This is a genomic window from Micromonospora sp. NPDC005163 (assembly GCF_053599835.1).
On the sequence record NZ_JBSFYP010000003.1, the window covers coordinates 93,748 to 115,935 of the forward strand.

21 protein-coding genes are annotated in these 22,188 nt (G+C 71.2%); 10 read left to right on the top strand and 11 right to left on the bottom strand.

Features of this window, described 5'->3' with window-relative positions; genetic code table 11:
• Window positions 1–14 precede the first annotated feature (14 nt).
• Window positions 15–1,046, top strand: a complete 1,032-nt coding sequence (locus ACWD6N_RS03855; protein ID WP_450004466.1) for an aldo/keto reductase — start codon at window positions 15–17, stop codon at window positions 1,044–1,046.
• Between the two features lie 58 nt (window positions 1,047–1,104).
• Here the strand turns inward: ACWD6N_RS03855 and ACWD6N_RS03860 are convergent, their stop codons facing one another.
• Entirely contained in the window at window positions 1,105–1,596 is a 492-nt protein-coding gene (locus ACWD6N_RS03860) for an NUDIX domain-containing protein (protein ID WP_354964386.1), read from the bottom strand.
• 56 nt (window positions 1,597–1,652) lie between these two features.
• On the opposite strand from ACWD6N_RS03860, the gene ACWD6N_RS03865 reads away from it, so the two are divergent.
• Window positions 1,653–3,302, top strand: coding sequence for a fatty acid--CoA ligase (locus ACWD6N_RS03865; protein WP_354964387.1), 1,650 nt, complete (start codon window positions 1,653–1,655; stop codon window positions 3,300–3,302).
• Window positions 3,303–3,488: 186 nt separating this feature from the next.
• Here ACWD6N_RS03865 and ACWD6N_RS03870 read toward each other — a convergent pair whose 3' ends face one another.
• The 6 genes from ACWD6N_RS03870 to ku form a co-directional block, all read right to left on the bottom strand.
• The gene (locus tag ACWD6N_RS03870) at window positions 3,489–4,499 is read right to left on the bottom strand and encodes an NADPH:quinone reductase (protein WP_354964388.1); all 1,011 of its coding nucleotides are present in this window, start codon (window positions 4,497–4,499) and stop codon (window positions 3,489–3,491) included.
• Between the two features lie 159 nt (window positions 4,500–4,658).
• Entirely contained in the window at window positions 4,659–5,315 is a 657-nt protein-coding gene (locus ACWD6N_RS03875; RefSeq protein WP_354964389.1) for an HAD family hydrolase, read from the bottom strand.
• A 31-nt stretch (window positions 5,316–5,346) separates the two neighbouring features.
• On the bottom strand, window positions 5,347–6,171 hold the full coding sequence (locus ACWD6N_RS03880) for an SCO6745 family protein (protein ID WP_354964625.1): 825 nt from the start codon (window positions 6,169–6,171) through the stop codon (window positions 5,347–5,349).
• A gap of 187 nt (window positions 6,172–6,358) precedes the next feature.
• Window positions 6,359–7,072, bottom strand: coding sequence for an FKBP-type peptidyl-prolyl cis-trans isomerase (locus ACWD6N_RS03885; RefSeq protein ID WP_354964626.1), 714 nt, complete (start codon window positions 7,070–7,072; stop codon window positions 6,359–6,361).
• Between the two features lie 111 nt (window positions 7,073–7,183).
• Window positions 7,184–7,822: a DUF4241 domain-containing protein gene (locus tag ACWD6N_RS03890; RefSeq protein WP_354964390.1), complete on the bottom strand. Its 639-nt coding sequence runs from the start codon at window positions 7,820–7,822 to the stop codon at window positions 7,184–7,186.
• Between the two features lie 73 nt (window positions 7,823–7,895).
• Window positions 7,896–8,927 carry a non-homologous end joining protein Ku gene (gene ku, locus ACWD6N_RS03895; protein ID WP_354964391.1) on the bottom strand — a complete coding sequence of 344 codons (1,032 nt, stop codon included), beginning with the start codon at window positions 8,925–8,927 and terminating at the stop codon, window positions 7,896–7,898.
• An 85-nt stretch (window positions 8,928–9,012) separates the two neighbouring features.
• Between ku and ligD (ACWD6N_RS03900) the strand changes: the two genes are divergently transcribed.
• Genes ligD (ACWD6N_RS03900) through ACWD6N_RS03910 form a run of 3 tightly spaced genes read left to right on the top strand, consistent with a single transcriptional unit; the run spans window position 9,013 to window position 11,830 of the window.
• The gene (gene ligD, locus ACWD6N_RS03900) at window positions 9,013–9,954 is read left to right on the top strand and encodes a non-homologous end-joining DNA ligase (protein WP_354964392.1); all 942 of its coding nucleotides are present in this window, start codon (window positions 9,013–9,015) and stop codon (window positions 9,952–9,954) included.
• Complete coding sequence (ligD, locus tag ACWD6N_RS03905; RefSeq protein WP_354964393.1) at window positions 9,944–10,855, top strand: non-homologous end-joining DNA ligase; 912 nt, start codon at window positions 9,944–9,946, stop codon at window positions 10,853–10,855. Before ligD (ACWD6N_RS03900) ends, ligD (ACWD6N_RS03905) begins: the two co-directional genes overlap by 11 nt.
• A 30-nt stretch (window positions 10,856–10,885) precedes the next feature.
• On the top strand, window positions 10,886–11,830 hold the full coding sequence (locus ACWD6N_RS03910) for an inositol-3-phosphate synthase (protein ID WP_354964394.1): 945 nt from the start codon (window positions 10,886–10,888) through the stop codon (window positions 11,828–11,830).
• Between the two features lie 328 nt (window positions 11,831–12,158).
• On the opposite strand, the gene ACWD6N_RS03915 is transcribed toward ACWD6N_RS03910, so the two are convergent.
• A complete protein-coding gene (locus ACWD6N_RS03915; RefSeq protein WP_354964395.1) occupies window positions 12,159–14,468 on the bottom strand; it encodes an esterase-like activity of phytase family protein in 2,310 nt (769 codons plus the stop codon).
• Between the two features lie 54 nt (window positions 14,469–14,522).
• Window positions 14,523–15,572 carry a hypothetical protein gene (locus ACWD6N_RS03920; protein ID WP_387322870.1) on the bottom strand — a complete coding sequence of 350 codons (1,050 nt, stop codon included), beginning with the start codon at window positions 15,570–15,572 and terminating at the stop codon, window positions 14,523–14,525.
• A gap of 141 nt (window positions 15,573–15,713) precedes the next feature.
• Here ACWD6N_RS03920 and ACWD6N_RS03925 point away from each other — a divergent pair, with 141 nt between their 5' ends.
• A complete protein-coding gene (locus ACWD6N_RS03925) occupies window positions 15,714–16,466 on the top strand; it encodes a TIGR03089 family protein (RefSeq protein ID WP_354964397.1) in 753 nt (250 codons plus the stop codon).
• 27 nt (window positions 16,467–16,493) lie between these two features.
• Here ACWD6N_RS03925 and ACWD6N_RS03930 read toward each other — a convergent pair whose 3' ends face one another.
• A complete protein-coding gene (locus tag ACWD6N_RS03930; RefSeq protein ID WP_354964398.1) occupies window positions 16,494–16,979 on the bottom strand; it encodes a carboxymuconolactone decarboxylase family protein in 486 nt (161 codons plus the stop codon).
• A 247-nt stretch (window positions 16,980–17,226) separates the two neighbouring features.
• Here ACWD6N_RS03930 and ACWD6N_RS03935 point away from each other — a divergent pair, with 247 nt between their 5' ends.
• Together ACWD6N_RS03935 and ACWD6N_RS03940 are read left to right on the top strand one after the other, a co-directional pair.
• Window positions 17,227–18,183 carry a zinc metalloprotease gene (locus ACWD6N_RS03935; RefSeq protein WP_354964399.1) on the top strand — a complete coding sequence of 319 codons (957 nt, stop codon included), beginning with the start codon at window positions 17,227–17,229 and terminating at the stop codon, window positions 18,181–18,183.
• A 176-nt stretch (window positions 18,184–18,359) separates the two neighbouring features.
• Window positions 18,360–19,079 carry a hypothetical protein gene (locus ACWD6N_RS03940; protein ID WP_354964400.1) on the top strand — a complete coding sequence of 240 codons (720 nt, stop codon included), beginning with the start codon at window positions 18,360–18,362 and terminating at the stop codon, window positions 19,077–19,079.
• Between the two features lie 11 nt (window positions 19,080–19,090).
• Here ACWD6N_RS03940 and ACWD6N_RS03945 read toward each other — a convergent pair whose 3' ends face one another.
• Window positions 19,091–20,770, bottom strand: coding sequence for a DNA repair helicase XPB (locus tag ACWD6N_RS03945; protein ID WP_354964401.1), 1,680 nt, complete (start codon window positions 20,768–20,770; stop codon window positions 19,091–19,093).
• A gap of 173 nt (window positions 20,771–20,943) precedes the next feature.
• Between ACWD6N_RS03945 and ACWD6N_RS03950 the strand changes: the two genes are divergently transcribed.
• Complete coding sequence (locus tag ACWD6N_RS03950; protein ID WP_354964402.1) at window positions 20,944–21,834, top strand: L,D-transpeptidase family protein; 891 nt, start codon at window positions 20,944–20,946, stop codon at window positions 21,832–21,834.
• Between the two features lie 98 nt (window positions 21,835–21,932).
• On the top strand, window positions 21,933–22,169 hold the full coding sequence (locus ACWD6N_RS03955; protein ID WP_354964403.1) for a hypothetical protein: 237 nt from the start codon (window positions 21,933–21,935) through the stop codon (window positions 22,167–22,169).
• The last annotated feature ends 19 nt before the right edge of the window (window positions 22,170–22,188 follow it).

A 22,188-nucleotide genomic window follows, 5' to 3' on the forward strand; every position in this document is an offset into this window, starting at 1 on the left:
ACGAGGAGTAACGCGTGAAGTACCGACTGCTGGGCAACACCGGGGTGTACGTCTCGGAGATCTCGCTCGGCACGATGACCTTCGGCGGCAGCGGGCACCCGATCTGGGGCGGCCTCGGCGCGCTGGCGCTGCCCGACGCCCAGCGGCTGGTGGACACCGCGCTGGACGCGGGCGTCAACTTCGTCGACACCGCTGACACGTACAGCGAGGGCGAGAGCGAGGAACTGCTCGGCCAGGCGCTCGGCAAGCGGCGCCGCGACGTGGTGCTCGCCACCAAGGCGCACGCCCGGACCGGTCCCGGCCCGAACGACGTCGGCACCTCGCGGTTGCACACCATGCAGGCGTTGGAGGACAGCCTGCGACGGCTGCGCACCGATCACATCGACCTCTACCAGATCCACAACTTCGACCAGGTCACTCCGATGGAGGAGACACTGCGCGCGCTCGACGACGCGGTGCGGCAGGGCAAGGTCCGCTACATCGGTTGCGCGAACTTCGCCGCCTGGCAGATCTCCAAGGCGCTGGGCATCTCCGCGCGGGAGAAGCTGGCCGGTTTCGTCTCGGTGCAGTCGTACTACTCCCTGCTGGGCCGGGACGTGGAGCGCGACGTGGTGCCGATGGCGCTCGACGAGGGCGTCGGCCTCACCGTGTGGAGCCCCTTGGCCGGTGGCTTCCTCTCCGGCAAGGTCGGCCGGGACAGCGCGGTCGCCGACAGCGGCTCGCGCAGCGCCCAGCCTGGCTTCACCAACTTCCCGCCGGTGGACCGCGAGCGCGGGTTCGACGTGGTCGACGTGCTCAAGGGCGTCGCCGAGCGGCACGAGGTCAGCCCGGCCCGGGTGGCGGTCGCCTGGCTGCTGGCCCGGCCGGCCGTGACCAGCGTGATCGTCGGCGCCCGCAAGCAGGAGCAGTTGGTGGACAACATCGCCGCCACGGACCTGACGCTGACCGCGCAGGATCTCGCCGAGCTGGACGAGATCAGCAAGCTGCCCGTCGGGTACCCGAACTGGATCCAGGAGGCGTTCGCCGGGGTCCGCTACCCGCAGTGAGGCCTGTCGTCCGGTCCGGCGCTCACTGGCCGGGCCGGGCGGGCACGGCGGGTACGGCCTACTTGAGGATCAGCCGGTTGGTCTGCTCGAAGACGTCCAGGTCGGCCAGGGTCTCGGTGACCGAGGTGGAGAGCGGGGCGGGGAACCGGTCCCGGGGGAAGAAGCCGGCGTCGGTGGTCTCGTCGGTGAACCGCGACAACTGCCCGTCCCAATCCTCGACCCGGAACGCCGTGGTGAAGACCTGGTAGGTGTGCCCGTACATGTTGGTGCTGGTCCGGTCCGGGCCGGTGTAGAGGGCGAACGCGCAGACCCGCAACGCCCGGAGCCCGGTCTCCTCGCGGACCTCCCGCACCGCGCAGTCCGCGATCGACTCGCCCAGCTCCATCGCCCCGGCCGGCATGGCCCACTGGCCGTTGTCCGAGCGCTGGATCAGCAGGATGCGTCCGGCGTTGTCGCGGACCACGGCGCGGGCGCCGACGAACATCAGCGTCCGGTCCCCGGCCAGTGCGCGCAACTGCCCTACGTACGAGTCGGCCCAGGAGATGCTCACCTGCGACAATTTACGGGGGTTCCCAAGCTGTGACCGGCGACACTAGCTTGTTACCCATGCGTAGCACGATGATGGACGCCCCTCTGCAGGTCTCCCGGATCCTCGACCACGGCGCCACCGTGCACGGCACGGCCGAGGTGGTCACCTGGACCGGCGGGGAACCCCGCCGGATGACGTACGCCGAGGTGGGCCGTGCGGCCGCCCGGCTGGCACACGCGCTGCGCGACGAGTGCGGGGTGACCGGCGACGAGCGGGTCGCCACCTTCATGTGGAACAACAACGAGCACCTGGTCGCCTACTTCGCGGTGCCGAGCATGGGTGCGGTGCTGCACACCCTCAACATCCGGCTCTTTCCCGACCAGGTCGCCTACATCGCCAACCACGCAGAGGACCGGGTGGTGCTGGTCGACAGCACGCTCATCCCGCTGCTGGCCCGGGTGATCGGCGAACTGGCCACCGTGCGGCACGTGGTGGTGGTCGGCGGCGGCGACCCGGCGCCGTTGGTGGCGGCTGCCGGCGATCGGATCACCGTGCACCACTGGGACGCCCTGCTCGCCGACCGGCCCGAGGTGTTCGACTGGCCCGAGGTGGACGAGCGGGACGCCGCGGCGCTCTGCTACACCTCCGGCACCACCGGCAACCCGAAGGGCGTGGCCTACTCGCACCGGTCGATCTACCTGCACTCGTTGCAGGTCTGCATGCCGGAGGGCTTCGGTCTCGGGCCGACCGATCGGGAGCTGGCCATCGTGCCGATGTTCCACGCGATGTCGTGGGGGCTGCCGTACGCGGCGTTTCTCTCCGGCGCGTCGCTGATCATGCCGGACCGGTTCCTCCAGGCCGCGCCGATCGCCGAGATGATCGCCGCCGAGCGGCCCACCCTGGCCGGCGCGGTGCCGACCATCTGGACCGACCTGCTGGCCCACCTGGACAGCCACGAGGTGGACACCTCCTCGCTCAAGGAGGTGATCGTCGGGGGCTCGGCCTGCCCGCCGTCGCTGATGCACGCGTTCGACGAGCGGCACGGGATCGACGTCATCCACGCCTGGGGCATGACCGAGATGTCCCCGCTGGGTTCGGTCTCCCGTCCGCCGGCCGGCGCGACCGGGGAGCAGGCGTGGCGTTACCGCTACACGCAGGGCCGTGTGCCTGCGGGTGTGCAGGCGCGGATCGTTGGCCCGTTGGGCGAGCCGCTGCCCGCCGACGGCAAGGCCGTGGGCGAGCTGGAGGTCCGTGGACCGTGGGTGACCGCCCGGTACGTCGGTGACGACGCCCCGGACGAGGAGAAGTTCCGGGACGGCTGGCTGCGCACCGGCGACGTGGGCACCCTCTCTCCGGATGGATACATCACGCTGACCGACCGCGCCAAGGACGTGATCAAGTCCGGGGGTGAGTGGATCTCGTCGGTGGAGCTGGAGAACGCACTGATGGCTCACCCGGCGGTGCTGGAGGCGTGCGTGGTTGGTGTGCCGGACGAGCGGTGGGACGAACGGCCGCTGGCCACCGTGGTGGTCCGGGAGGGCGCCTCGGTGACCGCCGAGGAGCTGCGTGACTTCCTGGCCAGCTCGGTGGCCCGCTGGCAACTGCCCGAGCGGTGGGCGTTCATCGACACGGTGCCGAAGACCAGCGTCGGCAAGTTCGACAAGAAGGTCGTCCGTTCGCGGTACGCCGGGGGCGAGCTGACGGTCCGGGAGCTGGCGGCCCCGTAACGTTTTCCCCGGCACCGTCGCCTGTTGGGGCAGGGGTGCTTCTGAACATTCCTCCCCAGGGGCGGCCCCGGCGTTCGCACCGCGCCGGGGCCGCCCGCTCCACGCGGGGCGACCCGCACCGTCATTGTTGCGAAACTTATTCGCCTCTGTCCTGATGACGGGGAAATTGGGTGGTCAGCGACCTGATCAGGCGTCACTGGTGCTGATCAGCACCTTGCCCACGGCCGAGTTCTCCACCGCCTGGTGCGCCGCGGCCGTCTCGGCCAGGCGGTGGTAGTGCAGCGGCAGGCCGGCCTCCACACCGACCCGGATGCCGCCCTGGTCGGCCGCCGCGGCCACGTCCCGCACGGCATGGGCCTTGGCCACCGTCGGCTCCGTGTAGACCAGCACGAACTGCCACCGGGCGTTCCGCATCATCGACGGCCGGATCGGGACGCTCACCTCGGGCTCGTCGTCGGCATAGACGCAGACCGAGCCACCGTTCCGGAGCACCTGCACGTCCGTCGGGGCGTTGCGGGCCGGGGAGACCTCGACGATCGTGTGCACCCCGTCGGGAGCGATCTTGCGTACCTCCTCGACCACGTCCTGCTCCCGGTAGTTGATCACGACGGAGGCGCCGGCCGACGCCGCGAGCTGCGCCTTCTCCGCGCTGCTCACCGTGGTGATCACCGTGGCGTCGGCCCAACGGGCGAGCTGGATCGCCGCGTTGCCGACCGCGCCCGCCCCGCCCTGCACCAGCACGGTGTGGTCGGCCAGCGCGCCGGCCCGCAACGTGTCCGGCATGAACTCGCCGGCGGTCAGACAGCGGTGCGCGGTGAGGAACGGGATCCCCAGGCTCGCGCCCAGGTCGAACGAGGCGTCGCCGAGACGGACCACCTGCCGGACCGGCACCAGCGTGTACTCCGCCGAGGTGCCCCACGGCCGCTGCCAGGCCGCCTCCCAGATCCAGACCCGCTCGCCGATCAGGTCCGGGTCCACCCCGGCGCCGACGGCCTCCACCACGCCCGCCCCGTCCTGCCCGGGGATCTGCCAGCCGGCCGGCAGGGGGAACGACCGGCGGGCCTTCCAGTCCGTCGGGTTCACGCCGGAGACCGCCACCCGGACCAGGACCTCGCCCGCCCCCGGCTCCGGCACCGGCCGGTCGACCAACTGCAGCACCGAAGGATCACCGGTGCGCTCGTACACGATGGCTTTCATCCGTGGTCTCCTCACCCGTCCGGCGGGTGGCACCCGGGTCGAGCACCGCCGGCTGCGGTACCCCGCTCAGTCCCCGTCATGCCGGCCCCACCGGTCCCTGAAAACCGTATAACCGCACCCGAGGCGGGAGGGACCGGACAACGGGTGACGTGGCGTACATCAGTCAGCCAGCTGATCCACCAGTTCGGGGGTCAGCTCACCGATCGCGCCCAGCGTCACCGCGGCCAGCCGGGCGGCGTCCGGGTCCAGCGGGTACGAACCGTGCGGCACTGCCACCACCCGCATCCCCGCCGCCGCGGCCGAACGCACCCCGTTGGACGAATCCTCCACCGCCACGCAGCGGGCCGGGTCGACGCCCAGCCGCCCCGCGACGCTCAGGTACACGTCCGGCGCCGGTTTGCCCCGCTCGGTCTCCTCGGTGGACAGGGTGGTGGCGAACGCGTCGGTCAGACCCGTGGCGGCCAGTGCCGCCGCGATCAGCCGGGTCGGCGAGGAACTGGCCAACCCCATTTGCCACCGCGCGGCCAGCCGGCGCACCACCTGGTCGGCGTTGTCGATCAGCGGTACGTGCTCCCGGTAGCGCCGGGTCATCTCCTCGACCACCTCGTCGGCGACCTGTCCGGCGGTGCGCGCCACGCCCAGCTCACCGCTGAGATAGTGGGCCCACTCGCTGGTGCTCATGCCCATCAGCCGGCGCTGGGTGTCCGGCTGCCAGGCTCCGCCGTGCGTCGCCACGTACGCCCGCCGGACCTCCTCCCACACCGGTTCGGAATCCACGATCACGCCGTCCAGGTCGAAGACCACCGCATCCACCACGGCCCCATCCTGCCGGACCGGGGGCCGTCGGTCAGCCGGGCAGTGCGGGCAGCCCGATCGGGCTGTCGGCCGGAATCAGGGTGTGGCAGGCCCGGGCCATCGGCTCCAGAAGGTTGCGCAGCCGGTCCGTGTCGTCCGGGCCGAGCGCCCGCCACGGGTGCTCGGCGGCCCGGTCGGTGGCGTCCTCGACAGCCTGGAAAGCGGCCCGGCCGTGTTCCGTGGCCTCGCCGTCCGTGCTCAGCCAGCCCCGCCGCGCCAGCCGCTCGCGGGCAGCCCGCCACTGCTCCTCGGACCAGCCCCGGCCCAGCAGGTTCTGCGGCGACATGTCCACCGCGACCCGCCAGGCCAGCGTCTCCACCGGGTCCAGGCCGGCGGCGACCAGCGCGGCCACGTGCCCGTCTCCCCGGTGCTCGCGCAGCGTGGTGGCGGCCTGCCAGAGCCGGGACAGCGGGTACTCCCCGATCGGCAACGCCGCGTTGACCGCGCCGAGCACCCGGCCGGCGGTCTGCGTCGCCGACGCGGCCCGCTCCAGCAGATCGGCGGCCTCCGCCAGGTGCGCCTCTGGCAGCTCGTAGGTCAGCTCCGCGAGGGCCTGCACGGCACCGGTCAGCCGGGCCCGCAGGGCCTCCTGCGGGCTGGCCAACCGCCAGATCGCCGGCAGTGCCCGGCTCACCATCGGCGGCGCGAAGCTGAAGAAGGCGGCGATCACCGGGGCCGCGTCGGTGGCGCCCAGCGGCGCGGACCGGCCGGCGAAGTAACCCCGCCAGTAGCCGCGCAGCCCGACCGCCTCGTACGCCGCTCGTGCCCGGGGGTGGAAGTAGGTGACAGCGTGCACCGGCTCGAAGTGCGCCCACATCAACCGGGCGATCCGCCCGGGCTCGTCCAGCGCCGTCACGTGCACCTCCGCGTCCCGTCCGGATGCTCACCCCGGGAGGCGAGCCTCCCGGGGTGACGCCGAACCTACTGCCGGTGGGTGACGGGCCGGAAGCCCCATGTGAACAACTCCATCGCGCCCGGGCGAACACCGGGGCGATCCGGACGGGTCACTGGGCGGCGAGCACATCCACCACGAAGCGCAGCGGGCCTTCCGGCCGACCCATGGCGGCGGCGTCCTTGCCGTACGCCAGCTCGGACGGGATGTCGAGCTGCACCCGGCTGCCCACGGTCACGCCGACCAGGCCTTGGTCCCAGCCGGGGATGACCTGTTCCACGCCGATCGGGAAGGTGGCCGGCTGGCCGGCCTTCCAGGAGGAGTCGAACTCCTTGCCGTCCTTGTAGAAGACGCCCACGTAGTTCGTGGTGATGGTCTGGCCCTTCTGCACCGCCGGGCCGGTGCCCTTGATCAGGGGAGTCACCGTGAGCTTCTTCAGCTCGCCCTTGCCCGCCTCGACGGTCGGCTTGCTGCCCAGCGCCGGGTCGACGTCCGCCGGCAGCTGCGGTGCGGGAGGCGCGGCGGCCTCGTCCGGGGCCGGGGCGGACGCGGAGGCGGACGGTGTCGCGTCAGCCTGGTTCGCGGGCTTGTCGTCGCCCCCACCGACCAGCACGAAGACGGTGATCAGCACCGCCACCACGGCGATGCCGGCCAGCCCACCGGCCCACGCCTGACGGCGCCGCTTCGCCTCGGCCGCCTTCTGCGCGGCCAGCTGGGCGGCCAGCCGCCGCCCCGCCTTGGTTGCCGGACTCTGGCCCTCCGACCGGTTCTGCTTCGTGCTCTCGCTCACGTCGTCGACTCCCTGCTGCGAAGGTGTGGCCGGCACCCGGTGCCGGGGGGAAAGCCGACGCACACGGTACCCGCCTGACGGCCCACCGTGCCCACCCCGGACCGCCCGGATCGCTCTGCGGGCGCTCGCCCCGAGCCGGCGTGACGGTTATTCCGGCACCACCATGAAGTCCGTCACGAACGATGTCACCCCGCCATCGGTGGCCCGCCCGATCCAGGTGCCGTAGCAGCCGTCACCCCATCCCGTGGCGACGGTCACGACGTTGGCGCCGGTGGCCTCCTCCAGCACCGCGGTGATCAACCCCGGGACCGGTGAGGCGGGCAGCTCGGCCGGGATGAAGACCTTTTCCACCTGGTCTTCGTCCCAGGCTTCCAGGGCGGTGAGCGCCGTCGGGTCGGCGAGGGTGCCGGCGCCGGCGTCCACCCCGTACCCGAAGTAGTCGTCCGCGCCGAGGCTGGCGACGTCCTGGTCGCCGGCGACAGCCGGCTCCCAGCGCACCGTCGGCGCGTCCCGGACCACCAGCTCCAGCGCGGCCACCCGGCGGTCCACCTCGGCGTCCTCCCGGAGCACCACGGCCACCCAGGCGCGGGCGGGATGCCGCCCCGGGGGCACGGTGACCGTGAACGGCTCGGCCTCCGGGCAGACCAGCGGGTCACACCCGACCACCTGGCCGGTCGGCAGCACGATGTCGCCCACCGGGTGGGCCTCGATCACGTACGAGCCGTGCGCGTCGGTGAAGCGAGCGCCGGGCGTCAACAACCGGTCCAGATCAGGGGTGTACGGCATGGCGGCTCCTCCGGTGGCCAGCGGCCGGCGGAGCGTACCCGGTTCGGCCGACGCCTCCGTCGCTGCCGTGCGGTCAGGCGGTCTTGCGGGGTGCCGTCTTCCGGGCCGCCGTCTTCTTCGCCGGCTCCGCCTTCTTCGCGGGAGTCTTCTTGGCGGCCTTCTTCGCCGGTTCGGCCTTGGCCGCGGCCGTCTTCTTCTCGGCGGTCTTCTTCGCCGCGGTCTTCTTCGCGGGCGCCTTCGCCGCCTTCTTCTCGGCCGCCTTCTTGGCCGAGCGGGCCGACGAGATGGGCGTCGGCTCGCCGCCGCCACCACGGGCCGGCTGCTCGCCGCGGGCCGTCCGAGCCCGGTCCACCGATGCCTTCAGCGCGGCCATCAGGTCCACCGCCGCGGCCGGCGCCTCCTCCACCTCTTCCGGCTGCACGACCTCCCGACCCTCCACCTTGGCGTCGATGACCTCCTGCAACGCCGCCCGGTAGTCGTCGGTGAAGACGTCCGGCTCGAACTCACCGGTCATCGAGTCGATTAGGGAACTCGCCATCGCCAGCTCCGGCGGGCGCACCTTGAGGTCCTCGTCGAGGAAGCCGAAATCCGCCGTCCGGATCTCGTCCGGCCAGAGCATGGTGTTGAGCAGCAGCACGCCCTCGCGGACCCGGAGCGTGGCGAGCTGCTCCCGCTGGCGCAGCGCGACCTTGACGATGGCCACCCGCTCCGAGTCGAGTAGCGCGTCGCGCAGCAGCACGTACGGCTTGGTCGCCGTGCCCTCCGGCTCCAGGAAGTACGCCTTGTTGTAGAGGATCGGGTCGACCTGGTCGGCCGGGACGAACTCCAGCACGTCGATCGCGCGCGAGCTGGTCAGCGGCAGGTCGGCGAAGTCCTCGTCGGTGAGGATCACCATCTCCCCGCCGCCGATGTCGTAGCCCTTGGCGATGTCGTCGTAGGTGACCTCCTCGCCGCAGACCGAGCAGGTGCGCTTGTACCGGATCCGGCCGCCGTCCTCACGGTGCACCTGGTGGAACCGGATGTCCTTCTCCTCGGTCGCGGAGTAGAGCTTCACCCCGATCGAGACGAGCCCGAACGACACGGCTCCCTTCCAGATGGCCCGCATCCTCTGCTCCCTTCCCCGGTATCGACCATGCTCGCATCCGAAGGAACCGGACGCGAGGTGTTCGGCCTGCTACTACAGTCGGGTCGTGCCCGGCGCGCCGCTCAAGCCGATGCTCGCGATGACCGGGCCGCTCCCGGCGGGTGACGGCTGGGCGTACGAGTTCAAGTGGGACGGTGTCCGCGCGCTGGCCGACATCTCGGCCGGCGGCCAGCACCTGTACGCCCGTTCCGGCGTGGAGATCACCGCCGCGTACCCCGAACTGGCCACCCTGTCTGAGCAGGTCGACGACGCGCTGCTCGACGGTGAGGTGGTGCTGCTCGGTGAGGGTGGGCAGCCGTCGTTCACCGCGCTGGCCGAACGGATGCACGTCCGGGACCGGAACAAAGCGGCCCGGTTGGCGGCGGTCATGCCGGTGACGTACATGATCTTCGACCTGCTCCGGCTGAACGGCGACGACCTGACCGGCTGGCCGTATGAGCGCCGTCGGGAGGCTCTGGACGGGCTCGCTCTCGGCGGTGCCCGGTGGGCCGTGCCGCCGGTCTTCGCCGACGGTCCGGCCACCTACGAGGCGGCCAGCGAGCACGGACTGGAGGGGGTGATGGCCAAGCGGGTCGGCGCCGTCTACCGCCCCGGGGTGCGCTCGCCGGACTGGGTGAAGGTCAAGCTGGAGGTGACCGGCGACTTCGTCATCGGCGGCTGGCGACCGGGCGCGCGCCGGATCGGTGGGCTGCTGGTCGGGGTACCCGGGCCGGACGGCCGGTTGATCTACCGGGGCCGGGTGGGAGGTGGGATCGGCGCGGCCATCGAACGGCAGCTCCTCGCCGAGCTGGAGCCACTGCGCTCCGGCGTGTCACCGTTCGCGCCGGGTGTGCCACGCGAGGATGCCCGGGGTGCCATCTGGGTAACTCCCCGGGTGGTGGTGGAGGTGAAGTACGGCCAGCGCACCCCGGACGGCCGACTGCGCTTCCCCCGGGTGCTGCGGTTGCGCCCGGACAAGCCGCCGGAGGAGGTCGACGATGCCAGCTGACCGGTTGCGGGTGGACGTCGAGGGCCGCGCGCTGGACCTGTCCAATCTGGACAAGGTGCTCTATCCGTCGGCCGGCTTCACCAAGGGCGAGGTGATCGACTACTACACGCGGATCTCGCCGGTGCTGCTGCCGCACCTGCGGGACCGGGCACTCACCCGGATCAGGTTCCCCAACGGGGTCGACGACAAGTCGTTCTTCGAGAAGAACAAGCCGGCCGCGACGCCGGACTGGGTACGGGTGGAGACGCTGCCCGCGCCGGGGTCGACCAAGGGTCGGGAGACCATCGACTACGTGGTCGCCGACGACCTGCCGACGCTGGTCTGGCTGGCCAACCTGGCCGCGCTGGAGATGCACACGCCGCAGTGGAAGGTCGGCGAGCACCCGGACATGATGGTGGTGGACCTGGACCCGGGCCCACCGGCCGGGCTCGCCGAGTGCTGCCCGGTGGCGGTGCTGATGCGCGACCGGCTCGCTCTGGACGGGATCGAGTCGTACCCGAAGACGTCCGGCAAGAAGGGCATGCAACTCTGCTGCCCGATCGCCGGCATCCAGTCCTCCGATCTCGTTTCGGACTACGCCCGGCGGATCGCTCAGGAACTGGAGAAGGCGCACCCGAAGCTGATCGTGTCGAAGATGGCGAAGAACCTGCGCCCGGGGAAGGTCTTCATCGACTGGAGTCAGAACAACGCGGCGAAGACCACCGTGGCGCCGTACTCCCTGCGGGCACAGTCGATGCCATCGGTGTCGACGCCACTGACCTGGGACGAGGTCGAGGCCGGCGCCCGCGGCCGGAAGCCGGCCGTCCGCCAGTTCACCGCCGCCGAGGTGCTGGACCGGGTCGAGGAGTACGGCGACCTGCTCGCCCCGCTGCTCGACGGTGGCCCGGAACTGCCCGTCTGAGGCGATGCCGGCTCTCGTACCCTCGTGCCCATGGTCGAACGGGTGAGAGTTGCGGTCGCGGGAGTCGGTAACAACACGTCAGCATTGGTGCAGGGGATTGCTCTCTACCGCCAGACCGGCAGCCTGGTGGGTGTTCGTAGGCCGATGATCGACGGTCTCGGGGTGGCCGACATCGATTTCGTCGCGGCTTTCGCCACCTCCGCGGAGAAGATTGGCAAGGACCTGACCGAGGCGATCTTCGTGGCGCCCAACAACTTCCCCCGTCTCGACTGCGATCTTCCCAGGGCGGACGTGCCCGTAACCAGGGGCCTTGTCGATGCGACTGAGGTGGATCGGGTGGCAGCGGCGTTGGCCGGGGCGGAGGTGCTGCTCTACTCCGCACCGAGCGGCCGGCCGGAGACCGCCCGGGCCTACGCCGAGGCGGCCTGCAAAGCGGGTGTCGCCTTCGTCAACACCACGTCCGACGCGATAGCCCGCGACCCGATGTGGGGGGAACGGTTCCAGGAGGCCGGCCTGCCGTTGCTCGGTGACGACCTGGCCAGCCAGTTCGGCACCTCGGTGGTGCACAACGCGTTGCTGCGGTTGCTCGAGGAGCGGGGGCTCACCCTGGTGAGTTCATATCAGGTCAATCTGGGAGGTACCGAAGACTTCCGGAACCTGGTTGAGAACTCCAATACCAAGAAGCAGTCCAAGCTCAATGCGCTGTCGGCGGCTGACAAGGTCGAACTGGCTCCGCTCGGATACCTACCGCATCTGAAGTCGCAGAAGGTGGCGCATCTCAACATCGAGGCGCAGGGTTGGGGTGAGACGGCGATAAGCCTTGACGTGAAGCTGAAGGTGCATGACCCGAGCGGTGCTGCCGGCGTCAACATCGATCTGATTCGCATGGCGGCGAGCGCGCTCCGAGCTGGGCGCGGCGGTTATCTCGCCGAGGCGTCGTCGCTGCTCAAGTCCCCGCCTGGCACGGCGATCTGACCCTCAGGCCACCGTGACGGTGGGTGTCCGGATGGCGTGGCGGGTGCTCGTCACTGAGCGCGACGGGCATCGGTGCCCCCGGCCAGACCGCTCAACCCCTTTGCTCTGCTTACACGGGCGCAACACCACGTTGAGCTGCGGCTTCACGATGGCTTGCGTGGGCGGTGGCCATACCTGTGCTCGCGGAGTGTGAGTGTTGCGTATAGGTAAGCAGAGCAAAGGGTCTGGGGTGGGTGCGGCGGCCGGGGCCCGGAATCAAATCACCCTGCGTGATCGGCCCGGCGCCCCCTCGCGGTGGACGCCGGGCCGAGAGGCACGCGGTGAGGGGTCAGTCGCGGCCGAAGACCTTGCGGCTGGAGCCCAGCCGCAGGAGCACCGTCTCGCCGGTGGCGTCCTGGACCGCGTCGTTGTCGGTGATGGCGTAGACCTCGCCGTCGCCGGCCACGGTCAGGCCCTCCAGCTTCTCCTGCGTCCACCCGTTGGTGGCACGCAGCGCGGGCAGCACGTCGACGGCGAGCGTCTTCGGCAGCACCCGCAGCGGGCCGGGCGCCGCGGCCCCGCCCGGCAGCGGCACCGTGTAGATCCGCTTCACCGTGGCGGCGGGGCCGTTCAGCTTGTCCCGCTCGATGACCGCGAGCCGGTCGCCGACCACGGTGATCTCGGAGAGGCCCATCCAGTCACCCGGGACGCTGGTGGCGCCCAACCGGTAACCGAACCAGCTCCAGGTGCCGGCCGCGACGTCGTACCGGCCCAGCCGGACCACGCCGGCCGGGTCGGTGCTCAGCTCGCGCTGCACGGCCACCCAGACGATCTCCCTGCCCTGCCGGTCGGTGGTCGCGGTGACCCCCTCCAGGCCCTGCTTGGCCAGACCGGCGGCGACCTCCGTGGGCAGCGCGACGGTCTGCCGGGTGACCCCGGCGTCGTCCAGCCGGACCAGCTTGTTCTCCGGGCCCTTGGCGCCCTCGACAGCGAGCCAGAAGCCGCCCTGCGGACGGGCGAAGATGCCCTCCGCGTCGTACCCGACCGGTGCGCCGGTCGCGTCCTTCACCGGCAGCGCACCGGTGATCACGGCCGGCGTCCGCTTCGCGTCGATGGTGAGGATCCGGGTCTGGCTGTACGCCGCGTCGGTGACGCTGTAGAGCTGGTCCCGCTTGCCGGGTGCCGCGGTCAGCGCGCCGAGGGCGCCCCAACCGATCGGCGTACCCGCCCGGTCGGTGCCGGAGACGATGCTCGGGAACGCCGGAGTGCCCCGGCCCAGCTGGTAGAGCGACACCGAGGCGCGGACGCCGACCGAGGCGTCGTCCTCCTCGCTGGAGACGGCGAGCAGCCCCCGCGACGGGATGGGCAGCAGCCCCTCCGGTCCGTTGGTGGCCGGCAGCACCTGCCGGAACCGCGGGTCGGTCGGCCGGCTCAGGTCGTAGACGGCGACGAAGTTGCTGCGCTCCGAGCCGACGAACGCGTACCGCACGCCGTCGTACTCGGCGACGGCGACGCCCTCCGGCTCGGTGCCCTTCTTCGCGGCCCGGTCCTCGTTGTGCAGCCCGTACGTGACGGCGAGCCGCTCGAAGGTGTTGCCGGCGTCCCAGGCGACCCGCCCGCTGCGGCTGTCGAAGACGGACCAGCCGCGGGTGCCGCCCCGCCAGTCACCCTCGTTCGCCGTGGCGAGGTAGCGGTCGTCGATCCAGGCCACCGCGTCCGGCTCGCGCGGCACATCGGTGATGCCGCCGGTCAGGTTGATCGTGCCGTCCTTGACGGTGTCGATCCCGCTGATCGTCGCCGTGCCGGCGCTGAACACCTTGGTGACCCGGCCGGTGGGCAGGTCGACCAGGGCGACGCCGTTGTTCTCCTGAAGCGTCACCGCCAGCTGGTTAAGGCTGTTGATCGAGACGTACTCCGGCTCCGGGTCGGTCGGCGCGGCGAGGCCGGCCTGGACCAGGGCGGGCAGGGCGCTCCCGTCGGCGCCGGTCAACGGGACCGGCCGCAGCCGCCAACCGGCCGGGGTCTTGCCGGCGAGATCGACGATCTGCACGAAGCCCGCGGGTGCCTGCGGCAGGTCGCCCTCCTCGCCGCCGGGCGGGGTGGCCTCCTCGTCGCGCTCGTTCTCGATGGCGATCGCGGCGTACCGCTGGTCCTTGCTGATCGCGATCGAGTCGGGCTGGCCGCCGAGGTCGAAGCTCGCGACCCGCTTGCGGCTGACCAGCTCGATCACGTCCAGCCGGCCGGACGGCTCGGTGTAGCTGCTGCTGGTGTTCACCACCACCATTACGTACTTCCCGACCACGGCGACCGAGGTCGGCTCGTCCTCGGCGTTGCCGAGCTGCGCCAGGGAGAGGGTGCCGAGGCCGCGCGGCCGGTCGGCCCGGGAGATGTCGAGGAAGCCGATCCGTCGGGCCAGCGCGTCCGTGTGAACCAGGGTCCGGCCGTCCGGGCTGACCGCCGAGATCTCGGCGACCGTCGGGGTCGCCGGGTCCTCACCGGCCGGACGGTTCTGAAAGACCGGGTACGTGGCAACCCGATCGAAGGCGCGCGACGTGTCCGAGTGGTGGTGTCCGCCGGCCGACGCGGGGGTGACACCGGTCAGGCTGGCGGCAGCGACACCGGCCGCGGTGAGCGCGGTGAATGCTCTTCTGAATGTCAAGGACTTCCTCCGTTAGGTCGTACCCGGACGGAGGTTGACACCCGAGAAGGAGCATCAGCTTGCGCGCACATGAACAGCCGGCGAAGTGCGGCGCAGCCGCCACCAGGCGCCACCGATCAGGACCACGGTGACCACGCTGACCGCCACGTCGCCGGCCAGCGCCGCCGCCGGGCTCGCCGGGGAGTACGGCGGCACCAGGTACGCGAACGCGGCCGCGCTGACCAGGCTCCCAGAGCCGGCGACGAGCACGTGCCGCTGCCCCCAGCCGGCGCGGGACGACCAGTACGCGATCAGCCCTCCGGTGCCGGCGGCGAGCGCCAGCGCGACGGCCATTCCCGGCCAACCGGGTGTCAGGTCGGTGCCGAGGTGGACGAGAACGACCACCAGGCCCACCCAGATCGGGCCGGGCACCCGACGGGCGCGCCGCGGGTTTGGGTGGCGCCAGCGGGGCAGCAGGGCCAGCGCGACGAGCGCGAGGACCACCGCCGCGGCGAACGTCAGCTGGAGCGGGCTGGCCAGGAAGCCCTTCCGGCCGCTGTCCGAGAAGATCAGCAGGCTACCGAGCAGGTAGATCACGCCGACCACGACGAGCCCGGGCCGGCGGAGCCACGGGCGGAGCCGGCGGTTTCGGCCGAGGAACGACTCGACGATCACGATCGGCGCGCAGATGGTCAACGTGATGTGGTTGCCCACGTAGTCGAAGGCCTGTCGGACGCTGAACCCGAGTCCCGGCACCAGCGTCGCCTCGGCGGCGGCTCGGGTGTCGGCGTACTCGGTGTCGTCCAGGTAGCCCGGGTTGAACAGCGACTGGTCGACCAGGCCCGCCTGGAGCACGCCGAACGCGGCGGCGAGCAGCACGATCGCCGGCCATCCCGCGCCGAGGTGCCGGGCGGTCTCCCGGATCAGGATGGCGGCCCCGCCGTACATCGGCCCGAGGATGAGCACCACCGGGAGGAAGTCTTCGAGGGTGAAACCGCCCCAGGAGCACTCGGCGGCCCAGGGCGCGAGCAGCAGCAACGCGACCACCGGCACGAGCCGGCGGCGCAGTGGAAGACGGTCGGCGGTGACGGGCGAGTCGGCGGCGGGGTGGCACTCGGTCGGCATGGGCGCTCCTCGGCGACGTTCCGGGACCACCCGTACCCTGCGCGGGCCACCCGGACATCCACTACGGCCATCGGCCGACGACGGGCGCGACCAAAGTCGTTGAGTAGGGTGGTTCGACGCCGTCACCCGGGGAGCGTGGAGATGCAGCCAACCGCCACGGCCGACCTGTCGGTCCCGCCCGCCGACGCCGAGCGTCCACTGCTCAGCTACCGCGACGAGGCGACCGGCGAGCGGGTCGACCTGACCGCGCACCAGGTCGGCGCCTGGGCGGCGCGCAGCGCCGGTCTGCTGCGGGACGGCTGCGGGCTCGGCCCCGGCAGCCGCGTAGCGGTGCTGCTGCCGCCGCACTGGCGTACCGCTGCGGTTCTGTTGGGCGCCTGGGCCTCCGGCCTCGCGGTGTCGTTCCGGCCCCGCGCCACCGCTGGCCTGCCGGTCCTCGAACCGGGCGGCGACCGGCCGTTCGATGCCGTCTTCGTGACCCCCGAGCGGCAGGACGACTGGCTGGAGGACGTGCCGGACGCTCCACACCGCTACCTCGTCGGTACCGGGCCGGGGGCGCTGGCCGACGTGCCGCTGGGCTGGCTCGACTGGTCCGCCGAGGTGCTCCGGCACCCGGACGCCACGCCCGACCACACCGCCATTCACCCGTCCGACCCGGCCAGCGCGGACGGCACGACCTACGGCCAGTGGGGCGCGCTCGCCCAGGGCATCGCCGAGATGCTGGACCTACGTGCCGGCGACCGGCTGCTGGTCGACGCCGCCGAGCACGAGCAGCCGCTGAAGTGGCTGCTGGCCCCGCTCTCCGCTGGCGCGTCCGTGGTGATCAGCGCCAACCTCGACCCTGCTCGGCGGGACGCGGTGGTCGCCGCCGAGCAGGTCACCCGGGTTCTCTAGGGGATGTCACTCCGGCCGTCGTCCAGGTCAGTCGAACGCGGCGGCGAACATGCCGGGCTCGTAGGAACCGCCCCGCTGGTGCACGATCACGGCGAGGCGGTTGGCCGCGTTGATCAGGGCGACCAGGGCGACCAGCGCGGCGATCTGGTCGTCGTCGTAGTGCTTGCGCACCTGAGCCCAGGTTTCGTCGGACACGCCCTGGTAGGCGTCGGCGAGTCGGGTGCCCTCCTCGGCGAGCGCCAGCGCGGCCTGCTCGGCCTCCGTGAAGACGGTGGACTCGCGCCAGGCGGCCACCAGGTTGAGCCGAACCGGGCTCTCGCCGGCCGCTGCGGCGTCCTTCGTGTGCGCGTCGATGCACCAGCCGCAGCCGTTGATCTGGCTGGCCCGAAGGGACACCAACTCCTGCGTGGACTTCGGCAGCGGCGACTGCTGAATCACCATGCCGGCGTTGGCGAACCGCTTGGCGAACTTCATGGCGATCTCGTTGTCGAACATGTTGAATCGGGCGTCCATGGTTCCGTCCTTCACTTCCGGCGTTCGATCGGACGAACATGAGATGCCGGCGAGCAGAGTCCTGTGACAGAACGGCAGGGTGACAGCGATAACAGCGCTCCTCGGCCCCCTGCCGTTACACCCCCCATCAGCCCTGTACGCAGGCCTTTTGCCGCTGCCACCGACGTGATCTCATACCGGGAAGACGACGTCGTCGAGCTGATCACGACGACCCCGCGCCGTCTCCATTCCCTCGAGAGGTGCACCGATGCACAGGAGACCAATCTTCCGACTGGCAGTCCTCACCGCCACCGCCGCGACGCTCCTGGCGTCCGGTGGCGGCTACGCCGCGGTGGCGGCACCCGCTCCCGTATCCCCGGGTGTCGGCGCGTGTGAGCCGGGTGCCGAGGCGCACAGCGCGGCCCGGGTCGCCAAGGGCGCCACTGCGCAAGAGCCGAAGCTGTACTCCAACAACGAGGCGAACGCCTACGGGGTGATCAAGGACGCCCCGCGCCTCGCCAACGGCAGCGTGACCGTGCCGACGGTCTTCCACATGGTCTCCGACCAACCGCTCAGCGCGGCCGAGACGGCCAGGTGGAACACCCTGATCGCGGCGCAGATGACGGTGCTCAACGACTCGTTCGCGGGGCGCACGGCAGCGAACGCCTCCGACACGCCGTTCCGGTTCTCGCTCGTCGACACGACGTGGACGGTGAACAGCGCCTGGTACACGGTCGAGCCGGGCAAGAACGAGCGGGACATGAAGAAGGCGCTGTACACCGGCGACTCGAAAACCCTGAACGTGTACGCGGCCAACATCGGCGGCGGGCTCCTCGGCTGGGCGTACTTCCCGAAGGGTTACAACAACGGCCGGGACTACATCGACGGCGTGGTGATGCTCGACGAGTCGATGCCGGGCGGTACGGCGGGCAAGTACTCCCTCGGTGACACCCTGACCCACGAGGTGGGGCACTGGCTCATGCTGGAGCACACCTTCGCCCACGGGTGCTCCGCTGCCGGCGACTTCGTCGCGGACACTCCGCGGGAGGCGGCGCCGCAGTTCGACTGCCCGCTGGGCGCGGACACCTGCACCGCACCCGGGCTGGACCCGATCCACAACTTCATGGACTACACGCAGGACTCCTGCATGAACATGTTCACCGTCGGACAGGCGGACCGGATGAGCGACGCCTGGGTGGCGTTCCGGGCCGGCGGCGCCGGGTAGATAGCGCGTCTCGGGGTCGACGGGCCGCTGGATGGTGGCTCGTCGACCCCGTTGCTTCACCCTTCCGGTGGAGCCGACGTGTTCCACCATTTCTCACATCTCGCCCGCTCATACGCTTCGCCGAAGGCACGTGCGCTGTCGGAGCGCCGGCCGCTTTCCACACCGGCGGAGGGGACATGGCGTCGAGGCGTACACGTCGGACACTGATCTCGGCGGTCGCCGGCGGCCTGTTCGCCCTCGGTGTGCTCGCACCGGGCCCGGCCGCCGCGCCGCCGCTGCCCCGCGCGGCGCAGGCAGCCGATTCGTCCCACCCGGAAGAGCCCCGGCCCCCGCAGCTCCCGGCCGACTTCCAGGGCACCGGCCGGTACATCGTTCGCGACCTCGGGATCGACGTGCCGTTCACCTGGCAGGGCAGGGACGGCAACAGCCAGATGATCGCCGGGGGCCCGGAGCATCCGATCTGGTTCACGAACCTGATCTACGAGAACACGCTCTACACGCTCACCTACAAGTGGCCGAACATCCCACTGTTTCCGCCGCGGGCGTGCAGCAAGGTCCCGGGGTTCTTCAACCGACAGATCTTCAACGACAAGCTGAAGGCCGCGCGCTTCGTCGGACCGGAAATCCTGCAGGGGGAGAAGGACCGGCACGTCGACCACTGGCGGGTCGGTGTCGTCGGGGGTTCCTCCGTGCCGGGCGAGGTGTTCCGGTTCCCGATCGCGCTCGGCGACATCTACGTCGACCAGCGGGATCCGAGCCGGTGGTGGCAGGTGTTGCAGTTCGGCCTGCAGAACCTCTTCGACCCGGAGCTGGACGAGTGGTTCACGATGACAACGTTCGACCACCGGCCGGGCGAGGTCACGCTCCCGGACCGCTGCCCGCCCCCAACGTCGTGATTTCGCACGTGTCAGTCGACGGTCGGGAGCTTCGGGCCGAGGACGTCATCGGCGTCCACGATGGTGTACGCGTAGCCCTGCTCGGCGAGGAAGCGCTGACGGTGTGCCGCGTACTCGGTGTCGATCGTGTCCCGTGACACCACCGTGTAGAAGTGCGCCTGCCGGCCGTCGGCCTTCGGCCGCAGCACCCGGCCGAGCCGCTGCGCCTCCTCCTGGCGAGACCCGAACGTCCCCGACACCTGGATCGCCACCGCCGCCTCCGGCAGGTCGATGGAGAAGTTGCCGACCTTGGAGATGACCAGCGTGCGGATCTCCCCGGACCGGAACGCGTCGAAGAGCCGTTCGCGCTCCTTGTTGGTGGTCGAGCCCTGGATGATCGGCGCGTCCAGGTATTCGCCGAGCTGGTGCAGCTGGTCGATGTACGCGCCGATCACCAGCACCTGGTCGTCGGGGTGCCGGTCGACCAGAGCCCGGACCACCGGCAGCTTGGTGCGCGCGGTCGCCGCCATCCGGTAGCGCTCCTCGGCCTCCGCGGTCGCGTACGACATCCGCTCCGCGTCGGTCAGCGTCACCCGGACCTCGGTGCACTCGGCCGGGGCGATCCAGCCCTGGGACTCGATGTCCTTCCACGGGGCGTCGTACCGCTTCGGGCCGATCAGGCTGAACACGTCACCCTCCCGGCCGTCCTCGCGAACCAGGGTGGCGGTCAGGCCGAGCCGGCGGCGGGCCTGGAGGTCGGCGGTGAACCGGAAGATCGGCGCGGGCAGCAGGTGCACCTCGTCGTAGACGACCAGGCCCCAGTCGCGGGCCCCGAACAGGTCCAGGTGGGTGAATGCGCCGCCGCGCCGCGAGGTGAGCACCTGGTACGTGGCGATGGTGACCGGGCGGATCTCCTTGCGCTCGCCGGAGTATTCGCCGATCTCCTCCTCGGTCAGCGAGGTGCGGGCGATCAGCTCCCGCTTCCACTGCCGGCCGGCGACGGTGTTGGTGACCAGGATCAGCGTGGTGGCCTTCGCCTCGGCCATCGCGGCCGCGCCGACCAGGGTCTTGCCGGCGCCGCAGGGCAGCACGACCACGCCCGACCCGCCGGCCCAGAACGCCTCCACGGCCTCCCGCTGGTACGACCGCAGCGTCCACGGCTTGCCGCCGTCCTTGCCGGCCTCGGCCAGCTCGATCGGGTGGGCCTCGCCGTCCACGTAGCCGGCCAGGTCCTCCGCCGGCCAGCCCAGCTTGAGCAGGGCCTGCTTGAGCCGGCCGCGCTCGGACGGGTGCACCTGGATGGTGTCGTCGTCGATCTTGTTGCCGAGCATGCCGGCGAGCTTCTTGCTCTTGGCCACCTCGATCAGCACGAGCCGGTCCAGTGCGCGCAGCACCAGGCCGTACGCCGGATCGTTGGCGAGTTGGAGCCGGCCGTACCGGTCCATCGTCTCGGCCACGTCCACCAGCAGCGCGTGCGGCACCGGGTAGCGCGAGTACTTGATCAGCGAGTCGACCACGCCCTCGGCGTCGTGCCCCGCCGCGCGGGCGTTCCACAGGCCGAGTGGGGTCAGCCGGTAGGTGTGCACGTGTTCGGGAGAGCGCTCCAGCTCGGCGAAGGGTGCGATGGCAATTCGGCAGGCCTGCGCGTCCGGGTGGTCGATCTCCAGCAGCAGGGTCTTGTCCGACTGCACGATCAGTGGTCCACCGCTCACGCCAGGGTCCTCTCCTCCGGTTGGCCGTCCGGTCGTGGCGCCTGCTTACCCGCCGCTGGCCGACCATCCAGTGTTGCACGGTGCGGACTGTCGGAAGAAAGATGCTCACCGGGCGCAACCGACATGGCACTTGCAAACGTCTAGCAAAGGGACGACAGCCCAGGGGAGGTCCCATGAAGCATGTCCGGCTCACTTCCCGACTTGTCGCCCTGGTGGTGGTCACGCTGGTCGGCGCCGGTGCGTGCGCGTTCGATCCGCAGGCCGGCGGGGGTGGCGGCGGGGGAGCCGCCCCGGCAGGTGCGGCGGAACAGGTAACGGGGGCGAGCGGCACGCCCGGGCCGGACCAGCGCGGCCGGCCCGCGACGACCGCGCCGACGCGGACGCCGACACCGAAGCCCACCCGGAGTGTCACGCCGACGCCGACCAGCAGCACGCGGCCGGCACCGGCCACCAGCACCGCCAAGCCGGCCGCCGGCTGCCCGCAGGGCGAGCACCAGCGCGCCGTGGAGACCTACCTGGCCCGGTTGGGTGGGTTCGGGCCGGTGACCGTGGACGGCCGGCAGTCCGCCGCCGACTGCGCCGCGATCAAGAAGTTCCAGCGGCGGTACGGCATCCGCCCCGTCGAGGGTCGCGCCGGGCCGACCACCTACGACGTGGCAAAGCGCCTCGGCACCACCGACACGGCTCGCTGCAAGGCCGGCACGGGCACCACCTTCTGCGTGGACCTGACCCGGCAGACCGTCTGGGCGGTCCGAGGCGGCAAGGTGATCATGGCGCCGACGGTGACCCGCACCGGGATGGCCGGCTACCGCACCCCGGCCGGCACCTACAAGGTCAACTACCGCAATCCGAAGGAGTGGTCCGACCCGTACGAGGTGTGGCTGCCGTACTGGCAGCACTTCACCCAGGGGATGGGCTTCCACGAGACCACCACCTACCTGCACAACAAGTCGATCGGCTCGCACGGCTGCGTCAACCTGCTGCACGCCGACGCCGTCCGGATGTGGGAGCTGGGGAAGGTGGGCACCCGGGTGGTGCTGATCGGCCGCCGCCCCGGCACCTGAGCGACGACCCGCCCGACTCGGGGTTTTATCCCCTGTCACACCGGTCCCGGTAGTGACACCCTGGGAGTCCAGGGCCGGACCGGGCGGGGAGGCTGGGTATGACGGTCGACCGTGACGTCATAGAAGCGCACGACCAGGCTCCACCGGACGAGGTGTCCCGCGCGACCGTGGTCGCGTACGCCGTCGCGGCGGCGCTCCTCGTCGGGTGGTTTCTCTTCGGCTGGCTGGTGCTGCGGCAGGGCTTCGTCGATTCGATCGGGGAGTCCGCCGGCGCCGGCTTCGCGCTGTTGCTGATCATCTCGGTCGTCGGCACCGTACGCCGCAGCCGACGCTGACCAGCGCGCACCGACCGGC